Here is a 20,226-nt window from a genome sequence, read left to right on the forward strand (position 1 = left end):
GAACGGTAATGTAAGGCGGTCGAACTGGTGGTTGCCCGCGCAACCTCAGCCACCCACGAACACGAGGACAGAGGCGACGTGCAGACACACGAGATCAGGAAGCGCTTCCTCGATCACTACGTGAAGGCGGGTCACACTGAGGTGCCCAGCGCCTCGGTGATCCTCGACGACCCGAACTTGCTGTTCGTCAATGCCGGCATGGTTCAGTTCGTGCCCTATTTCCTCGGCGCGCGCACCCCGCCGTGGGACCGGGCCACCAGCGTCCAGAAGTGCATCCGTACGCCCGATATCGACGAGGTGGGCATCACCACCCGGCACAACACCTTCTTCCAGATGGCCGGCAATTTCTCGTTCGGCGACTACTTCAAGAAGGGCGCCATCGAGCTTGCCTGGAGCTTGCTGACCGACCCCGTGTCCGAGGGCGGTTACGGGTTCGATCCGGAAAAACTGTGGGCAACGGTCTATCTCGACGACGACGAGGCGATCGAGCTGTGGCAGGAGGTCGCCGGCCTGCCCGCCGAACGCATCCAGCGCCGGGGCATGGCCGACAACTACTGGTCGATGGGCATCCCGGGGCCGTGCGGCCCCTCCTCGGAGATCTACTACGACCGCGGGCCGGAATACGGCGTCGAGGGCGGCCCGGTGGCCAACGAGGACCGCTACATCGAGATCTGGAATCTCGTGTTCATGCAGAACGAGCGCGGCGAGGGCACCTCGAAAGAGGATTACGAGATCCTCGGGCCGCTGCCCCGCAAGAACATCGACACCGGGATGGGTATCGAGCGCGTCGCCTGCCTGCTGCAGGGCGTCGACAACGTCTACGAGACGGATCTGCTGCGTCCGGTGATCGACGCCGTCGCCGCCGTGGCGCCCCGCGGGTACGGCGAGGGCAGCCACGAGGACGACGTGCGCTACCGCATCATCGCCGACCACACGCGCACCGCGGCGATCATCATCGGCGACGGTGTCAGCCCCGGTAACGAGGGCCGCGGGTACGTGCTGCGCCGCCTGCTGCGGCGCATCATCCGCGCCGCCAAGCTGCTCGGGGTCGAGCAGCCGATCATGGCCGACCTGATGGTCATCGTGCGGGACGCCATGGGCCCGTCCTACCCCGAGCTGGTCGCCGATTTCGAGCGGATCCAGCGCATCGCGGTGGCCGAGGAAACGGCGTTCAACCGCACCCTGGTGTCAGGTTCGCGGCTGTTCGACGATGCCGCCGCCGCAACGAAGAAATCTGGAGCGACCGTCCTGTCGGGCAGTGACGCGTTCACCCTGCACGACACCTATGGCTTCCCGATCGACCTCACCCTGGAAATGGCGGCCGAGGCCGGGCTGTCGGTGGACGAGCAGGGTTTCCGGACGTTGATGGCCGAGCAGCGTCAACGGGCCAAGGCCGACGCCGCCGCACGCAAGCAGGCTCACACCGACCTCTCGGCGTACCGCGAGCTGGTCGACTCCGGCCCGACGGAATTCACCGGCTTCGACGAATTGTCCACTGATGCAAGGATTCTCGGTATCTTTGTGGACGGCAAGCGGGTCCCGGTGGTGACCCACGACGGGCTGGATGCCGAGCGGATCGAGCTCATCCTGGACCGCACCCCGTTCTACGCGGAGGCGGGCGGCCAGATCGCGGACGAAGGCACCATCACCGGCACCGGGTCGTCGGCCACCGCCAAGGCGGCCGTCACCGATGTGCAGAAGATCGCCAAAACCTTGTGGGCGCACCGCGTGTCGGTTGAGTCCGGGGAGTTCGTCGAGGGTGACACCGTCACCGCCGCGGTGGATCCCAAGTGGCGCCACGGTGCCACCCAGGGTCACTCCGGTACCCACATGGTGCACGCCGCGCTGCGACAGGTGCTGGGGCCCACCGCTGTTCAGGCCGGTTCGCTGAACCGCCCCGGCTACCTGCGGTTCGATTTCAACTGGCAGGGCGCGCTCACCGACGACCAGCGCTCACAGATTGAAGAAGTGACCAACCAGGCCGTCGAGGCCGACTACCGGGTGAACACCTTTGTCACCGCACTGGACAAGGCCAAGGCGATGGGCGCGATGGCGATGTTCGGGGAGAACTATCCCGACCGGGTTCGGGTGGTCGAGATCGGCGGCCCCTTCTCGTTGGAGCTCTGCGGCGGCACTCACGTGCACAACTCGGCCCAGATCGGCCCGGTCACCATCCTCGGGGAATCGTCGGTCGGCTCCGGTGTCCGCCGGGTCGAGGCCTACGTCGGCCTGGAATCCTTCCGGCACCTGGCCAAGGAGCGCGCCTTGATGGCGGGCCTGGCCTCGTCGCTCAAGGTGCCCTCCGAAGAGGTGCCCGCCCGGGTCGCCAACCTGGTCGAGCGTCTCAAGGCGGCCGAGAAGGAACTCGATAAGGCGCGGCTGGCCAACGCGCGGGCCGCGGCGGCCAACGCCGCCGCGGGCGCGGAGACCATCGGCAAGGTGCGGCTCGTCGCACAACGGATGGCCGGCGGCATGTCGGCAGGAGATCTGCGCAGCCTGGTCGGCGACATCCGGGGCAAGCTCGGTTCGGACCCGGCAGTCGTGGCACTGATCGCCGAGGGCGAGAACGACGCGGTGCCCTTCGTGGTGGCGGTCAACCCGGCAGCTCAGGATCTGGGGCTGCGGGCCAACGAGTTGGTCAAACCATTCGGCGCTGCGGTCAATGGCCGCGGGGGCGGCAAGGCGGACATGGCACAAGGTTCCGGTAAGGGGGCGGCGGGTATCGACGCGGCATTGGCCGCGCTGCGCGCCGAGATCGGCCGGGGCTAGCTTCGTGTCCGACACGGTCGACGACCGGTTACCGGACCGCCCAGGGGACGACGACCCCGGACGCGGACGGCGCATCGGCATCGACGTCGGGACCGTTCGGATCGGAGTGGCCAGTTGTGATCCCGACGGGATCCTGGCCACCCCGGTCGAGACCGTACAGCGGGACAAACGAGACCGTTCGGGCAAGCACCTGCGCAGACTGGTGGCGCTGATCGGTCAGTACGAGGCCGTCGAGGTCGTCGTCGGACTGCCCCGCACGCTCGCCGATCGGGCCGGCACCTCCGCCGTCGACGCCGTCGATCTGGCTGATCTGCTGGCCCGCCGGATCGCCCCGATACCGGTGCGGTTGGCCGACGAGCGGCTCACTACTGTGTCGGCTCAACGGGCATTGCGCGAAGCGGGGGTTCGGGCAAAGGGACAGAAAGCGATGATCGACCAGGCCGCTGCGGTGGGCATTCTGCAGAGCTGGCTGGATCAGCGACGTGCGGCTCTGGCTGCGCGCAGAGAGGGCATGGATGGCTGAGAAGTGGGGTGCCGACAAAGCGAAGCCCGAGGCGATCGGACCACCGCGGCGTGGGCTGAGCAAGGCTGAGCGGGCTCGCAAGGCGCGCAATGACCGTAAGCGACGCGCGACCCGGGGCTTGTCCATCGCAGCACTCATCGTGGTGGTGATCGGCGCGGTGTTCCTGGGGTCCAAGCTGTGGCACAGCATGTCCGGGTCTGCCGACGACTACGCGGGTGACGGCGTGGCCGATGTCGTCATCCAGGTCCACGACGGCGATTCCACGACAGCCATCGCCAAGACCCTGCAGAACAAGAAAGTGGTCGCCACGATCAAGGCCTTCGTCGACGCGGCGGACAAGAACGAGGCGATCTCGGCGATCCAGCCCGGCTTCTACAAAGTGCGCACCGAGATACCGGCAGCCAATGCCGTTGAGCGCCTGGCTGATCCGGGCAGCCGGGTGGGCAAGCTGACGATCCCGGAAGGGCGCCAACTCGACGACATCTCCGATGTCAAGACCAAGTCGGTCACCGACGGCATCTTCACGCTGATCTCGCAGGCCTCCTGCGTCGAACTCGACGGCGCAAAACGCTGCATACCGGTCGACGAGCTACGGGCGGCCGCACAATCCGCACCGCCGGCCGCGCTGGCCGTACCCGACTGGGCCATCGCTCCGGTCTCGGCGATGCCCAACGACCACCGGCGGCTTGAGGGCCTGATCGCACCCGGCACCTGGAACGTCGACCCCGCAGGGACGGCGCAGGACATCCTGTCCACCCTCATCGCCGGCAGTGCCACGCTCTACACACAGAGCGGTCTGCTCGACACCGCAGCGGCGATGCAGATGTCGCCGTATCAGATCCTCACCGTCGGATCCCTGGTGCAACGCGAAGCCAAGCCGCAGGACTTCGCCAAAGTCGCGCGCGTGATCTACAACCGGCTGTCCGAACACCGCAAGCTGGAGTTCGACTCGACCGTCAACTACCCGCTGGATCGCCAGGAAGTCGCGACCACCGATGACGACCGCGCCAAGACCACCCCGTGGAATACCTATATGAGTCAAGGGCTTCCGCAGACACCGATCTGTTCACCCGGCACCGATGCGCTGGCCGCGGCCGAGCGGCCGGCGGAGGGGGACTGGCTGTACTTCGTGACCGTCGACCTGCAGGGCACCACGCTGTTCACCCGCGACTACGACCAACACCTGGCCAACATCGAACAGGCGCAACACAACGGTGTCCTGGACAGTGCACGATAGGCAAGACGGAGGAGGCCGCCGCGCGGCCGTTCTGGGCTCCCCGATCACGCACTCACGCTCTCCGCAGCTGCATCTGGCCGCCTACCGCGCGCTGGGCCTGACGTCGTGGACGTATGAACGCGTCGAGTGCATGGCCGAACAACTGCCGGGTTTCGTCAGTGCCCTCGGCCCGGAATGGGTCGGCCTCTCGGTCACCATGCCGGGCAAGTTCGCCGCTCTGGAGTTCGCCGATCAACGCACCGAACGCGCCGAGCTGGTGGGCTCGGCCAACACTCTGCTCCGCACGCCCACAGGCGGCTGGCGGGCCGACAACACCGATATCGACGGGGTGGTGGGCGCGCTCGGCGCGGCCGGCGACTCGGCACTGGTGATCGGGTCGGGCGGCACCGCCCCGGCTGCCGTGGTGGCCCTGGCGGAGCTCGGTACGCAGCGGATCACCATCGTGGCCCGCGATGAGGCCAAGGCGTCGCGGTTGGTGGAGTTGGCCGGCCGATGCGGAGCTCAGGGCAGCTGGTGCGATATCCGCTCCAGTGCCCTGGCCGACGCGGCGGCCACCGCCGATGCCGCGGTCAGCACCATCCCGGCCGAGGCGGCCGCCGCCTATGCGGACACGCTGGCGGTGGTGCCCCGCGTGCTCGACGCCATCTACGACCCGTGGCCGACACCACTGGCCGCAGCCGTCGAGGCGGCGGGCGGTGAGGCGATCAACGGGTTGCAGATGCTGCTGAACCAGGCTTTCGCCCAGGTGGAGCAGTTCACCGGGATGCCCGCTCCCAAAGAGGCGATGCGCGCCGCGTTGGGCTGAGTCGTCACGGGGCGAACGTTCCCCGGTGGTAGGGGCTGTAGAGGTATTCCTTGGATCCGACCAGACGGGCCAGCGGGGTCTCGACCGTGCCCTCGGCGTCCACCATTTCGGCGATCGACGCCAGGTCGTATCTGGGACACCAGCCCAGATCGGCACGAGCCAGGGTGTTGTCGTAGACACGGTCGATGCGTGCGGGGAAACGCCAGCCGCGCCGCGTCGAGACCTCGGCGACGCGGGGAACCCGCCGGGCGAAGACCCCGGCCGCATCCGTCCGCAACCCCGCCAGGTCTTGTGGCAGGAACGGGGTGGTGGCCGAGACGATGTAGCGGCCGAATCCAATTCGGTCGGCGGCGGCCGCGGCCAGGAGATGCGCGTCGACCGCGTCTTCCAACGCAACTCGGCGGGTCGCGTACTCATCGGCCTTGACGTTGGCGTCGGTCCGGCCCTCATGGGCATCTGGCCTGTCGTCGCCTTCCGGGAAGAACCGGGCCACCCGCAACACCACGCAGGCCAACCCGTGGTTTCGGTGGGCCAGCTGACACAGGTCCTCGGCCGCGGCCTTGGTGACGCCGTACATGTTCTTGGGCACCGGTGTCACGGACTCGTCGATCCAGGCCGCCGGTCGCTCAGCGTCGGGTACCAGCGCGTCGCCGAAAACCGTTGTGGAAGAAGACATCACAAAAGCGTGCACACCTGAGTCCACGGCCGCCTCCAACAGCGACAGGGTTCCGCTGACATTCGTGTCGATGAAAGCCTGCCCGGGCACGAACGCCAGCTGCGGCTTGTGCAGCGTCGCGGTGTGCAAAACCACGTCGGTACCTGTCATCGCCGCCCGGACCGCTTCGGGATCGGTGACAGAACCGACCCTGTCCGTCCATGGCGAGGTCCGGATGTCCATACCCACGACATCCTCACCGCGGGCGCGGAGGGTACGGACGATCGCCTCACCGAGGTGGCCCGAACTGCCGGTGACCAATGTGCGCACGACTCGACCGTGTCATACCGCCGCAAGCGAATTTCCGGGCGGGCGCCGGGGCAACCGTAGGGTGGCGACCATGACCCAGTCCGACCACCGGCTCCGAGTCGGGGTGGTGTTTCGTCCCGACCGCTCACCCGAGACCCTGCCCCGCACCGCGGCCGCCGCGCAACGAGCCGGCATCGACGAACTCTGGCTGTGGGAGGACTGTTTCCTGCAGGGTGGTATCGCCCAGGCGGCGGTCGCGCTGTCCAACAGCGAGACGCTGACCGTCGGGATCGGTGTGCTTCCGGCGCCACTGCGCAACGTGGTGTCCACGGCGATGGAGATCGCGACTCTGGCCACCATCTATCCCGGCCGGCTCCGCGTCGGGATCGGTCACGGGGTGCAGGAGTGGATGCGTCAGGCCGGCGCTGCCGTGCCGTCCCCGCTCACGCTGTTGCGCGAGTACCACGGTGCACTGAGCAGATTGCTCGCCGGCGAGTTGGTCAGCACCGAGGGACGGTTCGTGCGGCTCGATGGCGTGCGATTGGATTGGGTTCCGCGCCAACCGGTTCCGGTGCTGATCGGCGGCACCGGGCCGAAAACACTGCGGCTTGCCGGCGAGATCGCCGACGGCGTCATCGTCGACAGCCTGAACACCCCGGATTCCGCCAGGGAATCGTTCGGTCACGTCGCTGCCGGACGGGCCGACCGCGACAGCGCCGCGGAGTTCGCGACGGTGCAGTACCTGGCGTGCGTGCCCGGAGCCGCCGGGCGGCAACGTCTCGACGACGAGGCGGTGAAGCGGGGACTGGCGGCCGGCGGATACGGCGTGGGCGGGACGGTCGATGAGATCGCTGCCGCGGCGTCCGGGTACCCCGCCCAGACGCTGGTGTTCCAACCGTTGGGCCCCGACGTCGATTTCGACGGGTTCGCCGACACCGTGGGTGAGGTGGCGAGCGCGTTGCGGACGCACTGAGGCGGCAAAGAAGCGCATTCGAGGGGCGCCGGTCGCGCTTAGCCTCGGTTGATGGGGGCGGGGGTGATGGCTGCCGCCGGCGTGGGCTGGCTGGTGGCGCTGAGCGTGTTCGACGTTCGGGCCAGGAGATTGCCGAATTGGCTCACGCTTCCCGGCGCGCTGCTGGTTCTGGTGGTGGCGGCATTGGCCGGCCGTGGTCCGGCAGCACTGGCGGGAGCCGCGGCGCTGTCAGCGCTCTATTTGACGGTGCACGCGGTCTCGCCGCGGGCCATGGGTGGCGGCGACGTCAAGCTCGCAGTCGGGCTCGGCGCGATGACCGGGGCGTTCGGCGTCGACGTGTGGCTGCTGGCCGCTCTGGCCGCGCCGATGTGCACCGGGGTTCTGGCGGTGGGCGCTGCCGTGCGGGGTATCCCGACCGTGCCCCACGGTCCGTCCATGTGCGCGGCCAGTGCGGCCGCGGTGGCCCTGGTGATGGCTTAGTCGCGGTGCCCGCGCCGCACGACGAATTTGGTGCTGAGGCCACCTGGAATCCGCGGTTACGCTCATCACCGCCAACACGTCGCCCGGGGGGTTTCGCATGTCACAACCGCATTGGCACCAGGCCGCACAGCAGTATCCGCCGCCGCCCGCGATTCCGATCTTTCGCGTGGAGGCGACTCGGCACACCGGCTTGCTGATCTTGTGGTTCAACCAGACCCGTGTGGTGACCGGGACTGCCGAACAGTGCGAGGCCGCTTTGACCAGCGCCCAGCGCCACAATCTCGTCCTGGGTTGGTGGAGTTTCCTGTCGATCTTGTTCATGAACTGGCTGTCGCTGCTGAGCAACGCGGGTGCACGGGCCACCTTGCGCAAGCAAGTGCATGAGGCCGAGGCCTACGCGCAGTGGTGGTATCAGTACGGGCAGCACCAGAACACACCGCAACAGCCGCAACGGCAGTAGGTCGCAGTCGTCACGTTTGACCACGGATTTCGGGAGGCCAAGCCCGACGTGGGAGAATGACACTCGTGTTGCGTTGGACCACAGCAGGTGAATCTCACGGCCGCGCCCTGGTCGCCATGCTCGAAGGGATGGTTGCCGGCGTGCCCATCACCTCCGAGGAGATCGGGGCACAGCTCAAGCGTCGTCGCCTCGGCTACGGCCGCGGTGCCCGGATGAAGTTCGAACAGGACCAGGTCACCGTGCTGGCCGGGGTCCGCCACGGTGCCACCCTGGGTGGGCCGATCGCGATCGAGATCGGCAATACCGAATGGCCCAAGTGGGAGACCGTGATGTCTCCGGACCCGGTGGATCCCGCCGAACTCGACGTTGCCCGCAACGCACCGCTGACCCGTCCCCGCCCTGGCCACGCCGACTATGCGGGCATGCTCAAGTACGGTTTCGACGACGCCCGCCCGGTGCTCGAGCGCGCCAGCGCTCGCGAGACCGCCGCACGGGTGGCGGCAGGCACCGTGGCCCGGGCCTTCCTGCGCGCCGCCCTCGGTGTCGAGGTGGTCTCACACGTCATCTCCATCGGCGCATCCAAGCCCTATGACGGCCCGCCGCCGCGGTTCTCCGACCTGGAGGCGATCGACGACAGCCCAGTCCGGGCCTACGACAAGGACGCCGAGGCGTTGATGATCGCCGAGATCGAGGACGCCAAGAAGGACGGCGACACTCTGGGCGGTGTCGTCGAGGTCGTGGTCGACGGGCTGCCCATCGGTTTGGGCTCGTTCACCAGTGGCGACAACCGCCTCGACAGCCAGCTGGCCGCCGCGGTGATGGGCATCCAGGCGATCAAGGGTGTGGAGATCGGTGACGGCTTCGAGACCGCGCGCCGCCGCGGCAGTGTCGCGCACGACGAGATGTACCCCGGCCCCGACGGAGTCCTGCGCTCGACGAACCGGGCCGGTGGCCTGGAAGGTGGCATGACCAACGGCCAGGCGCTGCGCGTCCGGGCCGCGATGAAGCCGATCTCTACCGTCCCGCGCGCGCTGGCCACCGTCGACATGGCGACCGGGGAAGAAGCCGTCGCGATTCACCAGCGGTCCGACGTGTGTGCGGTACCGGCCGCGGGTGTCGTGGTGGAGACCATGGTCGCGCTCGTCGTGGCCCGCGCTGTGCTGGAGAAGTTCGGCGGGGACTCACTGGGCGAGACCCGCGCCAACATCGACGCCTACCTGCGGGCCGTCTCCGAGCGCGAGCCGGCGGCGCAGGCCCTGGGCTGATGGCCCCCAAGGCGGTACTGGTCGGCCTGCCGGGCTCGGGCAAGTCGACCATCGGCCGCCGGTTGGCGAAGGCGCTGAACCTCACGATGCTCGACACCGACACCGCGATCGAGGAGACCACCGGCCGCACCATTGCCGACATCTTCGCCACTGACGGCGAGGCGGAGTTCCGCCGGATCGAGGAAGAGGTCATCCGCTCGGCGCTGGCCACCCACGACGGCGTGCTGTCCCTGGGTGGCGGCGCGGTCACCACCCCCGGCGTGCGGGCCGCGCTGGCCGGGCACACCATCGTCTACCTGGAGATCAGTGCGGCCGAGGGGATCCGCCGCACCGGCGGTTCCACCGTCCGGCCGCTGCTGGCCGGGCCGGACCGGGCCGAGAAATTCCGTGCCCTGATGTCCGAGCGGGTGCCGCTCTACCGTCGGGTCGCGACCATGCGGATCAACACCAACCGGCGCAACCCCGGCGCGGTGGTGCGCACGATCGTCACGCGGCTGGACAATCCTCAGGTCCAGAAACAGCCCCAGAAGCAGACTCAACAGCCGAGGGCGGGCAAGCGGCGCCGACGTCGCCCGCCGTGGCGGCGCGGTCCGGCATCCGGAGCCTCCTCGGGCTCGGAGGCCAAAGCCGGTGAAGCCGCCACGACCACCTCCGATACCCGATCCACCGCCATACCCACCCCCGCGGCCCTGGCCGCTCGTCACGCGGAGCGTAATGATGACTGACCCGGTAATCGTCGAGGTGCTGGTGGACCGGCCGTATCCGGTCATCATCGGAACCGGCCTGCTCGGCGAACTGGGGAACACCCTCGAGGGCCGGCACAAGGTGGCGATACTGCACCAGCCGGTGCTGACACAGACCGCCGAAGTTGTGCGGAAACACCTGGCGGACAAGGGAATCGAAGCCCACCGCATCGAGATTCCCGATGCCGAGGCCGGCAAGGAGCTGCCCGTCGTCGGCTTCATCTGGGAAGTGCTGGGGCGCATCGGCATTGGCCGCAAGGATGCTGTGGTCAGCCTGGGCGGGGGAGCGGCCACCGACGTCGCGGGCTTTGCTGCGGCCACCTGGCTGCGAGGCGTCGACATCGTGCACGTGCCCACCACCCTGCTCGGCATGGTCGATGCCGCGGTGGGCGGCAAGACCGGGATCAACACCGACGCCGGCAAGAACCTCGTCGGTGCCTTCCATCAGCCGGCCGCGGTGCTGGTGGACCTCGCCACTCTGGAGACATTGCCGCGCAACGAGATTGTCGCCGGGATGGCCGAGATCGTGAAAGCCGGCTTCATCGCCGATCCGGTGATCCTCGACCTGATCGAGGCCGATCCGGAGGCGGCGCTGGATCCCACCGGCACGGTCTTGCCCGAACTCATCCGCCGCGCGATCGCGGTCAAGGCTGAGGTGGTTGCTGCCGACGAACGCGAATCGCAGTTGCGCGAGATCCTCAACTACGGGCACACGCTGGCGCACGCCATCGAGCGCCGCGAGCGCTACAAGTGGCGCCACGGCGCCGCGGTGTCGGTGGGATTGGTGTTCGCGGCCGAGTTGGGCCGGCTGGCCGGGCGCCTGGACGACGAGACCGCCGACCGGCACCGCAGCGTGCTGACGGCGCTCGGGCTGCCGGTCACCTATGACGGCGACGCACTGCCGCAACTCATGGACTACATGGCGGGCGACAAGAAGAACCGCTCGGGGGTGTTGCGGTTCGTCGTGCTCGATGGACTGGCCAAGCCGGGCCGGCTGGAAGGCCCGGATCCGTCCCTGTTGGCGGCCGCATACGCAGAAGTGGCGCGGGCCTGACCGCCCGCGCCACTCGCGCCTGAATTCTGCTCCGCCCTCGCGGGCGGGCGTCGCTACTGCTTGGGTTGGTCGGGGTAGTCGACCGGGGTGGTGGTTTCGGCGTCGGTGTTCTCTGAGGCGCCGTTGGCGGTGACAGCGGCGAACACGTCGGTGTCGGCACGCTCGTCGGCGGCCAGGCCATGGTGGCGTTGGCGGGGCATCGGCGGGGCCTTGCGGTCCACCAGCCAGCGGCCCACGGTCACGCCCCCGACCCCGAGCAGGAACACCAGCAGCGCGGTGAACGCCGCGAACGTGGTGATCTCGTTGAGCAGGGCGTCGGTGTAGAGGCTCTTGTAGAACAACCCGATGAACCACGCCACGGCGCCGCTGACGACACCGGCGAACAGGCCGGCGATCAGCCAGATCATCGCCATATCGGCACGCCGGTCCGGATCCGGGTTGGCGCGGGCGTCGTTCTGGCCGTCGACCAGACCCCAGATCAAGACCCCGATCCCGAACAACGTGACCAGGCCGAGGCTGAACCAGGTGGCGTTACCCGGCGAGGCGTTGATCAGTGCTCCCTGTAGTAGGCGAACTATCACCATCGCTGTTGCGAACACCACTCCGCGCAGTAACCACTTGCTCATGGGGGCACACTGTAGCGAGTAGCGTCACAGACCGTGACTATTTCCCAGCGCAGGGATCGGCTGCGGCGTCGAATGGCCGACTCCGGTCTGGACGCATTGTTGGTAACTGACCTGGTCAACGTGCGTTATCTGTCCGGATTCACGGGTTCCAACGCCGCGCTGCTGGTTCTCGCCGAGGACGCCACACCGGTGCTGGCCACCGACGGGCGTTACCGCACTCAGGCCGCACAGCAGTCCCCGGACGCCGAGGTGGTCATCGAGCGGGCCTGCGGCTCACACCTGGCCGGCCGCGCCGCGCGCTGCGGGGCGCTGCGGCTGGGCTTCGAGAGCCATGTGGTGACCGTGGACGCCTACACCGCACTGCAAAAGGCGGCCGGCGACAGCGTGGAGTGGGTGCGCGCGGCGGGCACCGTGGAGGCCCTGCGCGAAGTGAAGGACGCCGGAGAGATCGCGATGCTGCGGTTGGCCTGCGAGGCCGCCGACGCGGCACTCACCGATCTGGTCGAGCGGGGTGGCCTGCGGCCCGGCCGTACCGAGCGGGAAGTGCGCAACGAGTTGGAAGCGCTGATGCTCGCCCACGGAGCCGACGGGCCGTCATTCGAGACGATCGTGGCGACGGGCGCCAACTCGGCCATCCCGCACCATCGGCCCACGGATGCGGTGCTGGCGCAAGGTGACTTCGTGAAGATCGACTTCGGTGCCCTGGTGGAGGGATACCACTCGGACATGACGCGCACGTTCGTCCTCGGCCCCGCGGCCCAGTGGCAGCACGACATCTATGACCTTGTGGCCACCGCACAGCAGGCGGGACGCGAAGCGCTGGCGCCCGGCGTTTCGCTCAGTGCGGTGGACACCGCATCACGCCAGGTCATCGCCGATGCCGGCTACGGCGACAACTTCGGTCACGGCCTCGGGCACGGCGTCGGATTGCAGATCCACGAAGCGCCGGGAATCAATGCCGCCGCCGCCGGTACACTGCTTGCTGGCTCTGCGGTCACCGTTGAGCCAGGTGTCTACTTGCCCGATCGCGGCGGTGTCCGCATCGAGGACACCCTGGTCGTCGGCGAGGCGGCACCCGACCTGCTTACCCGGTTCCCCAAGGAACTGGCCATTTTGTGACAAAAGCTTAGGAGCTGCACCCTCATGGCATCGACTGCCGACTTCAAGAACGGGCTCGTCCTGCAGATCGACGGACAGCTGTGGCAGATCGTCGAGTTCCAGCACGTCAAGCCGGGTAAGGGTCCGGCCTTCGTGCGGACGAAGCTCAAGAACGTGGTGTCCGGCAAGGTCGTCGACAAGACCTACAACGCCGGTGTGAAGGTGGAGACCGCCACCGTGGACCGGCGCGACGCCACCTACCTGTACCGCGACGGCAGCGACTTCGTCTTCATGGACTCCGAAGACTTCAACCAGCATCCGTTGTCCGAGGCGCTCGTCGGCCGGTTGGCCGACTTCCTGCTGGAGAGTCTGCCGGTGCAGATCGCCTTCCACGACGGTGTTCCGCTGTATCTGGAGCTGCCGGTGTCCGTCGAGCTCGAGGTTTCCCACACCGAGCCGGGCCTGCAGGGTGACCGCTCCAGCGCCGGCACCAAGCCCGCCACCATGGAGACCGGCGCCGAGATCCAGGTTCCGCTGTTCATCAACACCGGCGACAAGCTCAAGGTCGACACGCGCGACGGTAGCTACCTCGGCCGCGTGAATGGCTGACCATGCCTGACCGCCGTGGTGACCGGGGCCGTCACCAGGCCCGCAAGCGCGCCGTCGACCTGTTGTTCGAGGCCGAGGCGCGCGGTCTGACGGCCGAGGCGGTGGCCGATGGCCGCGCCGCGCTGGCCGAAGACCAGGACGATGTCAGCCCATTGAACCCGTACACCGTGTCGGTGGCCCGCGGGGTGACCGAACACGCCGCGCACATCGACGACCTCATCTCCGCGCACCTGCAGGGATGGACGCTGGAACGGCTGCCCGCCGTCGACCGGGCCATCCTGCGGGTGGCGGTGTGGGAACTGCTGCACGCCGAGGACGTTCCCGAGCCCGTCGCCGTGGACGAAGCCGTCGAGCTGGCCAAGGAGCTGTCCACGGATGACTCGCCGGGATTCGTCAACGGCGTGCTGGGCCAGGTGATGTTGGTGACCCCGCAGATCCGGGCCGCCTCGCAGGCCGTCCGGGGAGCCGGTACAGCCGAGTCGTAGCCTGCGCGGTCAGTCTGGGACGACGCGCGCTCGGGCCAGCCGGCGCGCGAGTTCGATCGGCGCGACCGAGCGCTGAAGTTTGCTGCTCACCAGCGCTCCGTCGTACAGCAGCTGGATCTCATCGGCTCGTGCGGCGGGGTCTGCCACCCCTGCGGCCGTCAACAGCTCGACCACGGTGGTGCGCAGCCAATCTCTGTGGGCGCGGATGGGTTCCAGCTCGGCACCGGGGAACTCCGTGGCCGCATTGACATACAGACAGCCCCGGAAGTCACGGGTGCGGGCGGCGCCGATCGCCAGGTCGAAGAACATCAGCACCTTGGCGATGTCGTCGTCCAGGCCCGTAACGGCGTCTGCCCATCGCTTGCGATCACGGTGATCCAAATCGTTCAGGTAGGCCAGCACCAACGCCTCTTTGGAGCCGTACGAGCTGTACATGCTGGCTTTCGCGACGCCCGCCTCGCGCAGGATCTGATCGATGCCTACCGATCGGATTCCTTGTGTTGCAAAGAGATTGGACGCGGTGCGGAGCAATCGCTGCGCGGGTCCTGAAGGGCTCGCGGAATCAGCCGCCACCTTGGCGGGCGGGCGAGTGGTGGAACTCATGGGCGCAGCGTAACCGACGGCGAACCAATAGACAGACCTGTCTGTCTATGCCACTGTCGCTGACGTGGCGACATCATCTGATCTGAGTACCGAACCGAAGCTGTACCTCTATGAGATTGCCGTGAGCGCAACGGAACCCGCGCCGGTCGAGCAGCTCCTCAAAGACGTCGACGCCGGCATCCACCGCGCCGGTGGCGAGCTGGTCGAAGCCCAGGTGACCCGGGGCGGTCAACGGCTGTTCGTCATTGCCGAGTTTGCCGCGGGTACCCCGGCGGTTTTCGAGCCGGCCGAGTTCGCCCACGGTGAGGTCACCGGCCCCGATGCCGTGCGCCTCGTCGGCGCGGACCTCGCCGAAGTCAAGGCCGCGCGGCCCTCAGCCGGATACCTGGTGGAATGGGATCTGCCCGCCGAGCTCGACATGGAGTCTTACCTGGCGCGCAAGAAGGCCAACGCGCCCAAGTACGCCGATGTCCCTGAAGTCAGCTTCCTGCGAACCTATGTGCGCGAAGACATGGACAAGTGCCTGTGTCTCTACGACGCGGCCGACGAGGCGTCCGTGCGACGGGCCAGGCAAGCCGTCAGCACCCCCATCGACCGGTTGCACGGGTTGGAGAGTTTTCAGCCATGACGGCACCGGTGGCCGCGGACATCCGCGCCGCCCTCGGCGAGGTGGGTCGATCCATCGCCGAGCGGGCGTCCGCGCTCGATGCCGGACACGCCGACGTCCGAGCCGAGATCGCGGCACTCGGTCGGGCCGGCTTGTTCGAACCGGGGTTCGGCGATGACCTCACCGACATGGTGTACATCATCGATGCGATCTCCACACACAGCCTGGCAGTGGGCTTTTCGGCGTGGGCGCATCGAATGGTGCTGCACTACCTGCATCACGCCGAACGCGGCGACGACGAAGCCTTCACCGCGGTGTCACGTGGCGAACGTGTCGGGGTGACGGCCATGGCCGCAGCCCTCAAACACGTTGCCGGCCTGGCGGCCCTTCCGGTCGTCGCCACGCCGCACTCCGGCGGGGTGGCGTTGAGCGGACCGATCCACTGGGCCTCCAACCTGTTCGACGGCGCACTGATCGTGGTACCTGCCCGGAAGGCCGACGGTGACACCCTGGTCGCGGTCGTCGACGCCGATTCGGAGGGCGTGACCATCGACCCGCCGCCGGAACTGATGGCATTGGGTGCGACAGCGTCGTCGTCACTGCGGCTCGATCGCGTCGCGGTGCGCCGCGTCATCAGTACCGATCTGTCGGGGTTCGTGGCGCGTATCCGCCCGGCGTTCCTGCTGTTACAGACGGCGTTCTGCGCAGGTATCGCCCGCGCGGCACTCACCGGTGCCGCCGACGCGCGAGGCGGGTTGGGTGCGCAGTTCGAGTCCGAGCTCAGCGATCTGACAGACCGAGCGAACCAGATGCGGCGAACCCTCTACAGATTGGCTGCCGCACCGGCGAGCGCCGGTGCCGCGGAGCTGATCCGGCTGCGATTGAACACCGCTGTGCTGGCGGTCGACGCCACTCGGCTCGAGTCGGCCATGGCTGGTGGTGCCGGGTATGCGGTGAGCAGCGCCGCCAACCGGCGGTTGCGTGAAGCGGCGTTCCTGCCGATCCAATCTCCATCGGAAGGACAATTGCGGTGGGAACTGACGCGGTACGAATAGCGGCTGGCGTCAAGACCTTTGGGTCGACTGCTGTGCTGGCGGGAATCGACCTGATCATCAGTGAAGGCGAGTTTCTCGCGGTTCTCGGCCGTAGCGGAAGCGGCAAATCGACATTGTTGCGGGTGCTGGCGGGCCTCGAGGAGCTCGATGGTGGGACGATCAGCTGGACCGGCGACGGCACCCGGCCCCAGACCGGCGTGGTGTTCCAGCAACCGCTGTTGATGCCGTGGCTCACGGTGGACGCCAACGTGGCGTACGCCAAGCGCTTCGCCGCCCACCGGGACAGTTTCGATGTCGGCTACGCGCGAGAGCTGATGGTGCGCTTCGGGCTTGAGCGCCTCGCCGGCCGTTATCCCGACCAGCTCTCCGGTGGGCAGTCGCAAAGGGTCGCCATCCTGCGGGCCGTCGCGACGCGGCCGCGGCTGCTGTTACTCGACGAGCCCTTCAGCGCCCTCGATCCGGCCACGCGCGCTGATCTGCAGCACTGGCTGGCCGGACTGGCGGCTGAACTGGACATCACCGTGGTGCTGGTAACCCACGATGTCGACGAGGCGCTGCTGCTCGCACATCGGGTGATGCTGCTGGGAGACGACGGGATCATCCGGCGGCAATGGCAAGCGGATGGCTACCGTGCCGACGCTGACACGCTGCGCCGAGATGTGCTCGATCATTACCGGATCTCCACCGAGGCGTCCTGATGAGCACGGTGCTGTCGCGGCGCCAACTTTTTCACGGTGCCGTCGGGCTGGCGGCGGCCGGTGGTGCCTTCGGGGTGGCGGACCTCGCCCACGCCGCCCTTCGGGAACCTGCCCGGGCCAACGCGGGTCTGCGGGTCGGCTACCTGCCGATCACCGATGCTGCCCCGCTGCTCGTGGCGCACCGCGCGGGTCTGTACCGGCCGGGCGCGGTGAGTCCCGGGAAGCCGGTGTTGTTCCGTAGCTGGGCCGCATTGGCCGAGGCGTTCGTCACCGGCCATGTCGATGTCGTCCACCTGCTGATGCCGATGGCCGTCCAATTGCGGTACACCCTGGGCGGCGGGGTGCGCGTACTGGGCTGGAATCACACCAACGGATCGTCGCTCACTGTGGCGCCGCACATCGCTGAGTTGTCGGACCTGGCCGGATCGCAGGTGGCAATCCCGTTCTGGTGGTCGATCCACAACATCGTGCTTCAGCAGTTGTTGCGGGCACACGGGTTGCGGCCCGTGGTGCGGCGCAGCGCATCCCGCGCCAACCGCACCGTGGAGCTGATCGTGATGAGCCCGTCCGACATGGTGCCCGCGCTGGCTGACCGATCAATCGCCGGATATGTGGTCGCCGATCCCTTCAACGCCATGGCGCAGATCAAGAAGATCGGACGGATCCACACCTTTCTCGGAGACGTCTGGCGTGATCACGCGTGCTGTGTCCTGGTCACGCGCGAGGACGTCATCGCGCGGCACCCGGAGGCCGTGCAGGCGCTCACCGACGGCGTCGTGGCCGCGCAGCGTTGGATCGATGCGAACCGGGCCGCCGCGGCGGCCGATCTGGCCGGTGGGCGTTACCTGCCACAACCGGTGCCTGCGGTTCGGTTGGCGCTGACCTATCCGGAGCCGCCCGGGCGTCTGATGCATCCCGACTGGCGGCCCCAGCGGCTCGGCTTCCAGCCGTTCCCGTTCCCGAGCTTCACCCGCCGACTCGTCGACGCCATGGACGGGACCGTCGTCGACGGTGACCGGCGCTTTCTCGACCGCATCGACGGCGACCAGGTACACGCAGATCTCGTCGACGACGTATTCGTCCGCAGATCCCTTGCTGCACAAGGTGGTCCAGGAGCTTTCGGCCTGACCGTCGACCTCACCAGAACCGAACAGGTGGAACCACTGTGACCATGACCCAAGTCGGATCTCTGGAACCGGCGGCCCGATCGACCGGGTGGTCACGGGTGCTGCCACCGCTGTGCGCGGTCACGGTCGCTGTTGTGGTCTGGTGGCTGGTCACCGCGGTGATCAGCGCCCCCGGATCGTTGCTGCGTCAGGCTGCACCGCAGCGGGTGCTTCCTGCCCTCGCGGATCTGCTCAGCCGAGGAGTATTGCTGTCTGACACCGGCATCAGCCTCTGGCGGCTGCTGATCGGGTTGCTGGTCGCGGCGGTCATCGGGGTACCGGCGGGGCTAGTGATCGGAATGAGCGCCGCGGCAGAACGGGCGAGTGCACCGGTTGTCCAGTTCCTTCGGATGATCTCACCGTTGTCGTGGGCGCCGATCGCTGTCGCGGTGTTCGGGATCGGCAACGAGCCGGTGATCTTTCTGATCGCCGCGGCCGCGGTATGGCCGGTCGTGATCAATACGGCAGCCGGTGTGCACACCATCGAGCCCGGCTACCTCGACGTGGCGCGTTCGTTTCATGCCACCCGCATCGAGCTGCTGAGGGCGGTCGTGTTGCCTGCGGTGCGCGGGCATGTGCTGACCGGGATGCGGGTCGCCCTCGGTATCGGCTGGGTCGTGTTGGTGCCGGCCGAGATGCTGGGTGTTCGCTCCGGTTTGGGCTATCAGGTGCTCAACGCCCGCGACCAGTTGGCCTATGACCAGGTGGTCGCTGTCATCGTGGTGATCGGGATGCTCGGTTACCTGCTCGACCTGGCGGCGCGGCGTGCCCTGGCGGTCCGCCACTAGTGCGCGGCAGACTTCCGATCACCGCGATTTGTAAATTCTTCGCCGGGCGCAGGTGGCGCAATGACCGTCCGGTACCGGGTTCGACCTGGTACGGGTCACCGGTGGGCGGCGCAATCAGTTAACGTGCTTCGAGGCCGGATTCGCCGCCGCGCGACGGCGCACGACCCGCACTTACCGTGATGTGCGTGCCGCAGCCCGCAGCTTCTCCCGACCCCGCCCCGATAGCGCTACCGAATCGCCGCGCCCGCGCCGACCAGGCGCGCCAGGTGGCCGATGTGCTGCGTCACCAGATCTACGAGGGGGCGTATTCCGACGCCCTGCCCGCCGAGGCGGAACTGGCCGCCGAGTTCTTCGTCTCCCGCAACACCGTCCGGGAAGCCCTCGCGGTGCTCAAGAACGAGGGTCTGATCGACCGCGGCACCAAGGTGGGCACCCATGTCGCGGCCCGCAAGTACGATCACGGCCTCGACGCATTGGTGGGCCTGAAGGAGACCTTCAAGGACTACGGCGACGTCCGTAATGAAGTGCGTGCCGTGCAGCGCCTCTCAGCCCCGCCGGCAGTGGCCCGCAAGCTGGGGCTGGAGCCGGGCGCCCAAGTCGTGTTCATCGAGCGCCTGCGCTATCTCGCCGATCTGCCGCTGTCATTGGACCTGACGTACCTGACACCCGACATCGGTGAACAGGTGATCGCCCACCCATTGGAGAGCAACGACGTGTTCGCGCTCATCGAGCGGGTCAGCGGGCGCCGGCTGGGTGGGGCGAGCCTTGCCCTGGAAGCGGTTTCGGCCGACCCGCATACCGCCGCGACGCTGCAATTACCCGCCGGATCGGCGCTGCTGATGGCCGAACGACTGACCAGTCTGGACGACGGCAGGCCCGTGGACCTCGAGTACATCCGGATGCGTGGTGACCGAATCACCATGCGCGGCAACCTTATTAGGAGAGACGCATGACGCTGGTCAATCAACGAGCCGATGTCCCGGTGACCATCGACGAGTCCCTGTGTATCGAGGGCTGCACGTTGTGCGTCGATGTGTGCCCGCTTGATTCGCTGGCCATCAACCCCGACAACGGCAAGGCCTACATGCACGTCGACGAGTGCTGGTACTGCGGGCCCTGTGCGGTCCGCTGTCCCACCGGTGCCGTCACAGTCAACATGCCCTACCTCATCCGTTAGAGGACCGAAGTGAAATCAGCCCTGATCGCCCTCACTGCCGG

Annotated in this window: 22 protein-coding genes and 1 pseudogene; 20 read left to right on the plus strand and 3 right to left on the minus strand. The window is 67.8% G+C overall.

The window, feature by feature from the left end; all coding sequences use genetic code 11:
• Positions 1-78 precede the first annotated feature (78 nt).
• Genes alaS through H977_RS0108620 form a run of 4 tightly spaced genes read left to right on the plus strand, consistent with a single transcriptional unit; the run spans position 79 to position 5,334 of the window.
• Entirely contained in the window at positions 79-2,769 is a 2,691-nt protein-coding gene (gene alaS / locus H977_RS0108605) for an alanine--tRNA ligase (protein ID WP_029107476.1), read from the plus strand.
• A 4-nt stretch (positions 2,770-2,773) separates the two neighbouring features.
• Positions 2,774-3,292: a Holliday junction resolvase RuvX gene (ruvX, locus tag H977_RS0108610; protein WP_029107477.1), complete on the plus strand. Its 519-nt coding sequence runs from the start codon at positions 2,774-2,776 to the stop codon at positions 3,290-3,292.
• Positions 3,285-4,529, plus strand: a complete 1,245-nt coding sequence (locus H977_RS0108615; RefSeq protein ID WP_029107478.1) for an endolytic transglycosylase MltG — start codon at positions 3,285-3,287, stop codon at positions 4,527-4,529. Before ruvX ends, H977_RS0108615 begins: the two co-directional genes overlap by 8 nt.
• Positions 4,519-5,334: a shikimate dehydrogenase gene (locus tag H977_RS0108620; RefSeq protein WP_029107479.1), complete on the plus strand. Its 816-nt coding sequence runs from the start codon at positions 4,519-4,521 to the stop codon at positions 5,332-5,334. The genes H977_RS0108615 and H977_RS0108620 overlap by 11 nt, the downstream gene beginning before the upstream one ends.
• Before the next feature lie 4 nt (positions 5,335-5,338).
• Here H977_RS0108620 and H977_RS0108625 read toward each other — a convergent pair whose 3' ends face one another.
• Positions 5,339-6,319, minus strand: a complete 981-nt coding sequence (locus H977_RS0108625) for an NAD-dependent epimerase/dehydratase family protein (RefSeq protein WP_029107480.1) — start codon at positions 6,317-6,319, stop codon at positions 5,339-5,341.
• Positions 6,320-6,389: 70 nt separating this feature from the next.
• Here H977_RS0108625 and H977_RS32780 point away from each other — a divergent pair, with 70 nt between their 5' ends.
• From H977_RS32780 to aroB, 6 genes and pseudogenes are all read left to right on the plus strand, one after another.
• Entirely contained in the window at positions 6,390-7,271 is an 882-nt protein-coding gene (locus tag H977_RS32780; RefSeq protein ID WP_051288774.1) for an LLM class flavin-dependent oxidoreductase, read from the plus strand.
• 63 nt (positions 7,272-7,334) lie between these two features.
• Positions 7,335-7,751, plus strand: coding sequence for a prepilin peptidase (locus H977_RS0108635; RefSeq protein ID WP_029107481.1), 417 nt, complete (start codon positions 7,335-7,337; stop codon positions 7,749-7,751).
• A 97-nt stretch (positions 7,752-7,848) separates the two neighbouring features.
• Positions 7,849-8,211 carry a hypothetical protein gene (locus tag H977_RS0108640; RefSeq protein ID WP_051288751.1) on the plus strand — a complete coding sequence of 121 codons (363 nt, stop codon included), beginning with the start codon at positions 7,849-7,851 and terminating at the stop codon, positions 8,209-8,211.
• 65 nt (positions 8,212-8,276) lie between these two features.
• Positions 8,277-9,476 (plus strand): chorismate synthase, encoded by a 1,200-nt coding sequence (gene aroC / locus H977_RS0108645; RefSeq protein WP_029107483.1) that lies wholly within the window; start codon positions 8,277-8,279, stop codon positions 9,474-9,476.
• Positions 9,476-9,982: pseudogene (locus H977_RS0108650) on the plus strand (shikimate kinase); the annotation flags it as partial. The gene aroC and the pseudogene H977_RS0108650, both read left to right, overlap by 1 nt.
• Positions 9,983-10,193: 211 nt before the next feature.
• The gene (gene aroB / locus H977_RS0108655) at positions 10,194-11,273 is read left to right on the plus strand and encodes a 3-dehydroquinate synthase (protein WP_029107485.1); all 1,080 of its coding nucleotides are present in this window, start codon (positions 10,194-10,196) and stop codon (positions 11,271-11,273) included.
• Between the two features lie 53 nt (positions 11,274-11,326).
• Here aroB and H977_RS0108660 read toward each other — a convergent pair whose 3' ends face one another.
• The gene (locus H977_RS0108660; RefSeq protein WP_029107486.1) at positions 11,327-11,899 is read right to left on the minus strand and encodes a B-4DMT family transporter; all 573 of its coding nucleotides are present in this window, start codon (positions 11,897-11,899) and stop codon (positions 11,327-11,329) included.
• Positions 11,900-11,932: 33 nt separating this feature from the next.
• Here H977_RS0108660 and H977_RS0108665 point away from each other — a divergent pair, with 33 nt between their 5' ends.
• Genes H977_RS0108665 through nusB form a run of 3 tightly spaced genes read left to right on the plus strand, consistent with a single transcriptional unit; the run spans position 11,933 to position 14,091 of the window.
• Entirely contained in the window at positions 11,933-13,018 is a 1,086-nt protein-coding gene (locus H977_RS0108665) for a M24 family metallopeptidase (protein ID WP_029107487.1), read from the plus strand.
• A gap of 24 nt (positions 13,019-13,042) precedes the next feature.
• Entirely contained in the window at positions 13,043-13,606 is a 564-nt protein-coding gene (gene efp, locus H977_RS0108670; RefSeq protein WP_029107488.1) for an elongation factor P, read from the plus strand.
• Positions 13,607-13,608: 2 nt separating this feature from the next.
• Complete coding sequence (gene nusB, locus H977_RS0108675) at positions 13,609-14,091, plus strand: transcription antitermination factor NusB (protein ID WP_029107489.1); 483 nt, start codon at positions 13,609-13,611, stop codon at positions 14,089-14,091.
• A 9-nt stretch (positions 14,092-14,100) separates the two neighbouring features.
• Here the strand turns inward: nusB and H977_RS0108680 are convergent, their stop codons facing one another.
• The gene (locus H977_RS0108680) at positions 14,101-14,694 is read right to left on the minus strand and encodes a TetR/AcrR family transcriptional regulator (protein ID WP_029107490.1); all 594 of its coding nucleotides are present in this window, start codon (positions 14,692-14,694) and stop codon (positions 14,101-14,103) included.
• A 64-nt stretch (positions 14,695-14,758) separates the two neighbouring features.
• On the opposite strand from H977_RS0108680, the gene H977_RS0108685 reads away from it, so the two are divergent.
• The 7 genes from H977_RS0108685 to H977_RS0108715 all read left to right on the plus strand — a co-directional run bounded on the left by H977_RS0108685 (position 14,759) and on the right by H977_RS0108715 (position 20,185).
• Entirely contained in the window at positions 14,759-15,322 is a 564-nt protein-coding gene (locus H977_RS0108685; RefSeq protein ID WP_081681662.1) for a DUF4242 domain-containing protein, read from the plus strand.
• Complete coding sequence (locus H977_RS0108690) at positions 15,319-16,356, plus strand: acyl-CoA dehydrogenase family protein (RefSeq protein WP_029107492.1); 1,038 nt, start codon at positions 15,319-15,321, stop codon at positions 16,354-16,356. The genes H977_RS0108685 and H977_RS0108690 overlap by 4 nt, the downstream gene beginning before the upstream one ends.
• Positions 16,332-17,054, plus strand: a complete 723-nt coding sequence (locus H977_RS0108695) for an ABC transporter ATP-binding protein (protein ID WP_029107493.1) — start codon at positions 16,332-16,334, stop codon at positions 17,052-17,054. Before H977_RS0108690 ends, H977_RS0108695 begins: the two co-directional genes overlap by 25 nt.
• Positions 17,054-18,223: an ABC transporter substrate-binding protein gene (locus H977_RS0108700; protein ID WP_029107494.1), complete on the plus strand. Its 1,170-nt coding sequence runs from the start codon at positions 17,054-17,056 to the stop codon at positions 18,221-18,223. The genes H977_RS0108695 and H977_RS0108700 overlap by 1 nt, the downstream gene beginning before the upstream one ends.
• Before the next feature lie 2 nt (positions 18,224-18,225).
• Complete coding sequence (locus tag H977_RS0108705; protein WP_036475474.1) at positions 18,226-19,008, plus strand: ABC transporter permease; 783 nt, start codon at positions 18,226-18,228, stop codon at positions 19,006-19,008.
• 221 nt (positions 19,009-19,229) lie between these two features.
• Complete coding sequence (locus tag H977_RS0108710) at positions 19,230-19,961, plus strand: UTRA domain-containing protein (protein ID WP_029107496.1); 732 nt, start codon at positions 19,230-19,232, stop codon at positions 19,959-19,961.
• Positions 19,958-20,185: a 4Fe-4S dicluster domain-containing protein gene (locus tag H977_RS0108715; RefSeq protein WP_029107497.1), complete on the plus strand. Its 228-nt coding sequence runs from the start codon at positions 19,958-19,960 to the stop codon at positions 20,183-20,185. Before H977_RS0108710 ends, H977_RS0108715 begins: the two co-directional genes overlap by 4 nt.
• The last annotated feature ends 41 nt before the right edge of the window (positions 20,186-20,226 follow it).

It is taken from the genome of Mycobacterium sp. URHD0025, assembly GCF_000426065.1.
Taxonomy (GTDB): Bacteria; Actinomycetota; Actinomycetes; order Mycobacteriales; family Mycobacteriaceae; genus Mycobacterium.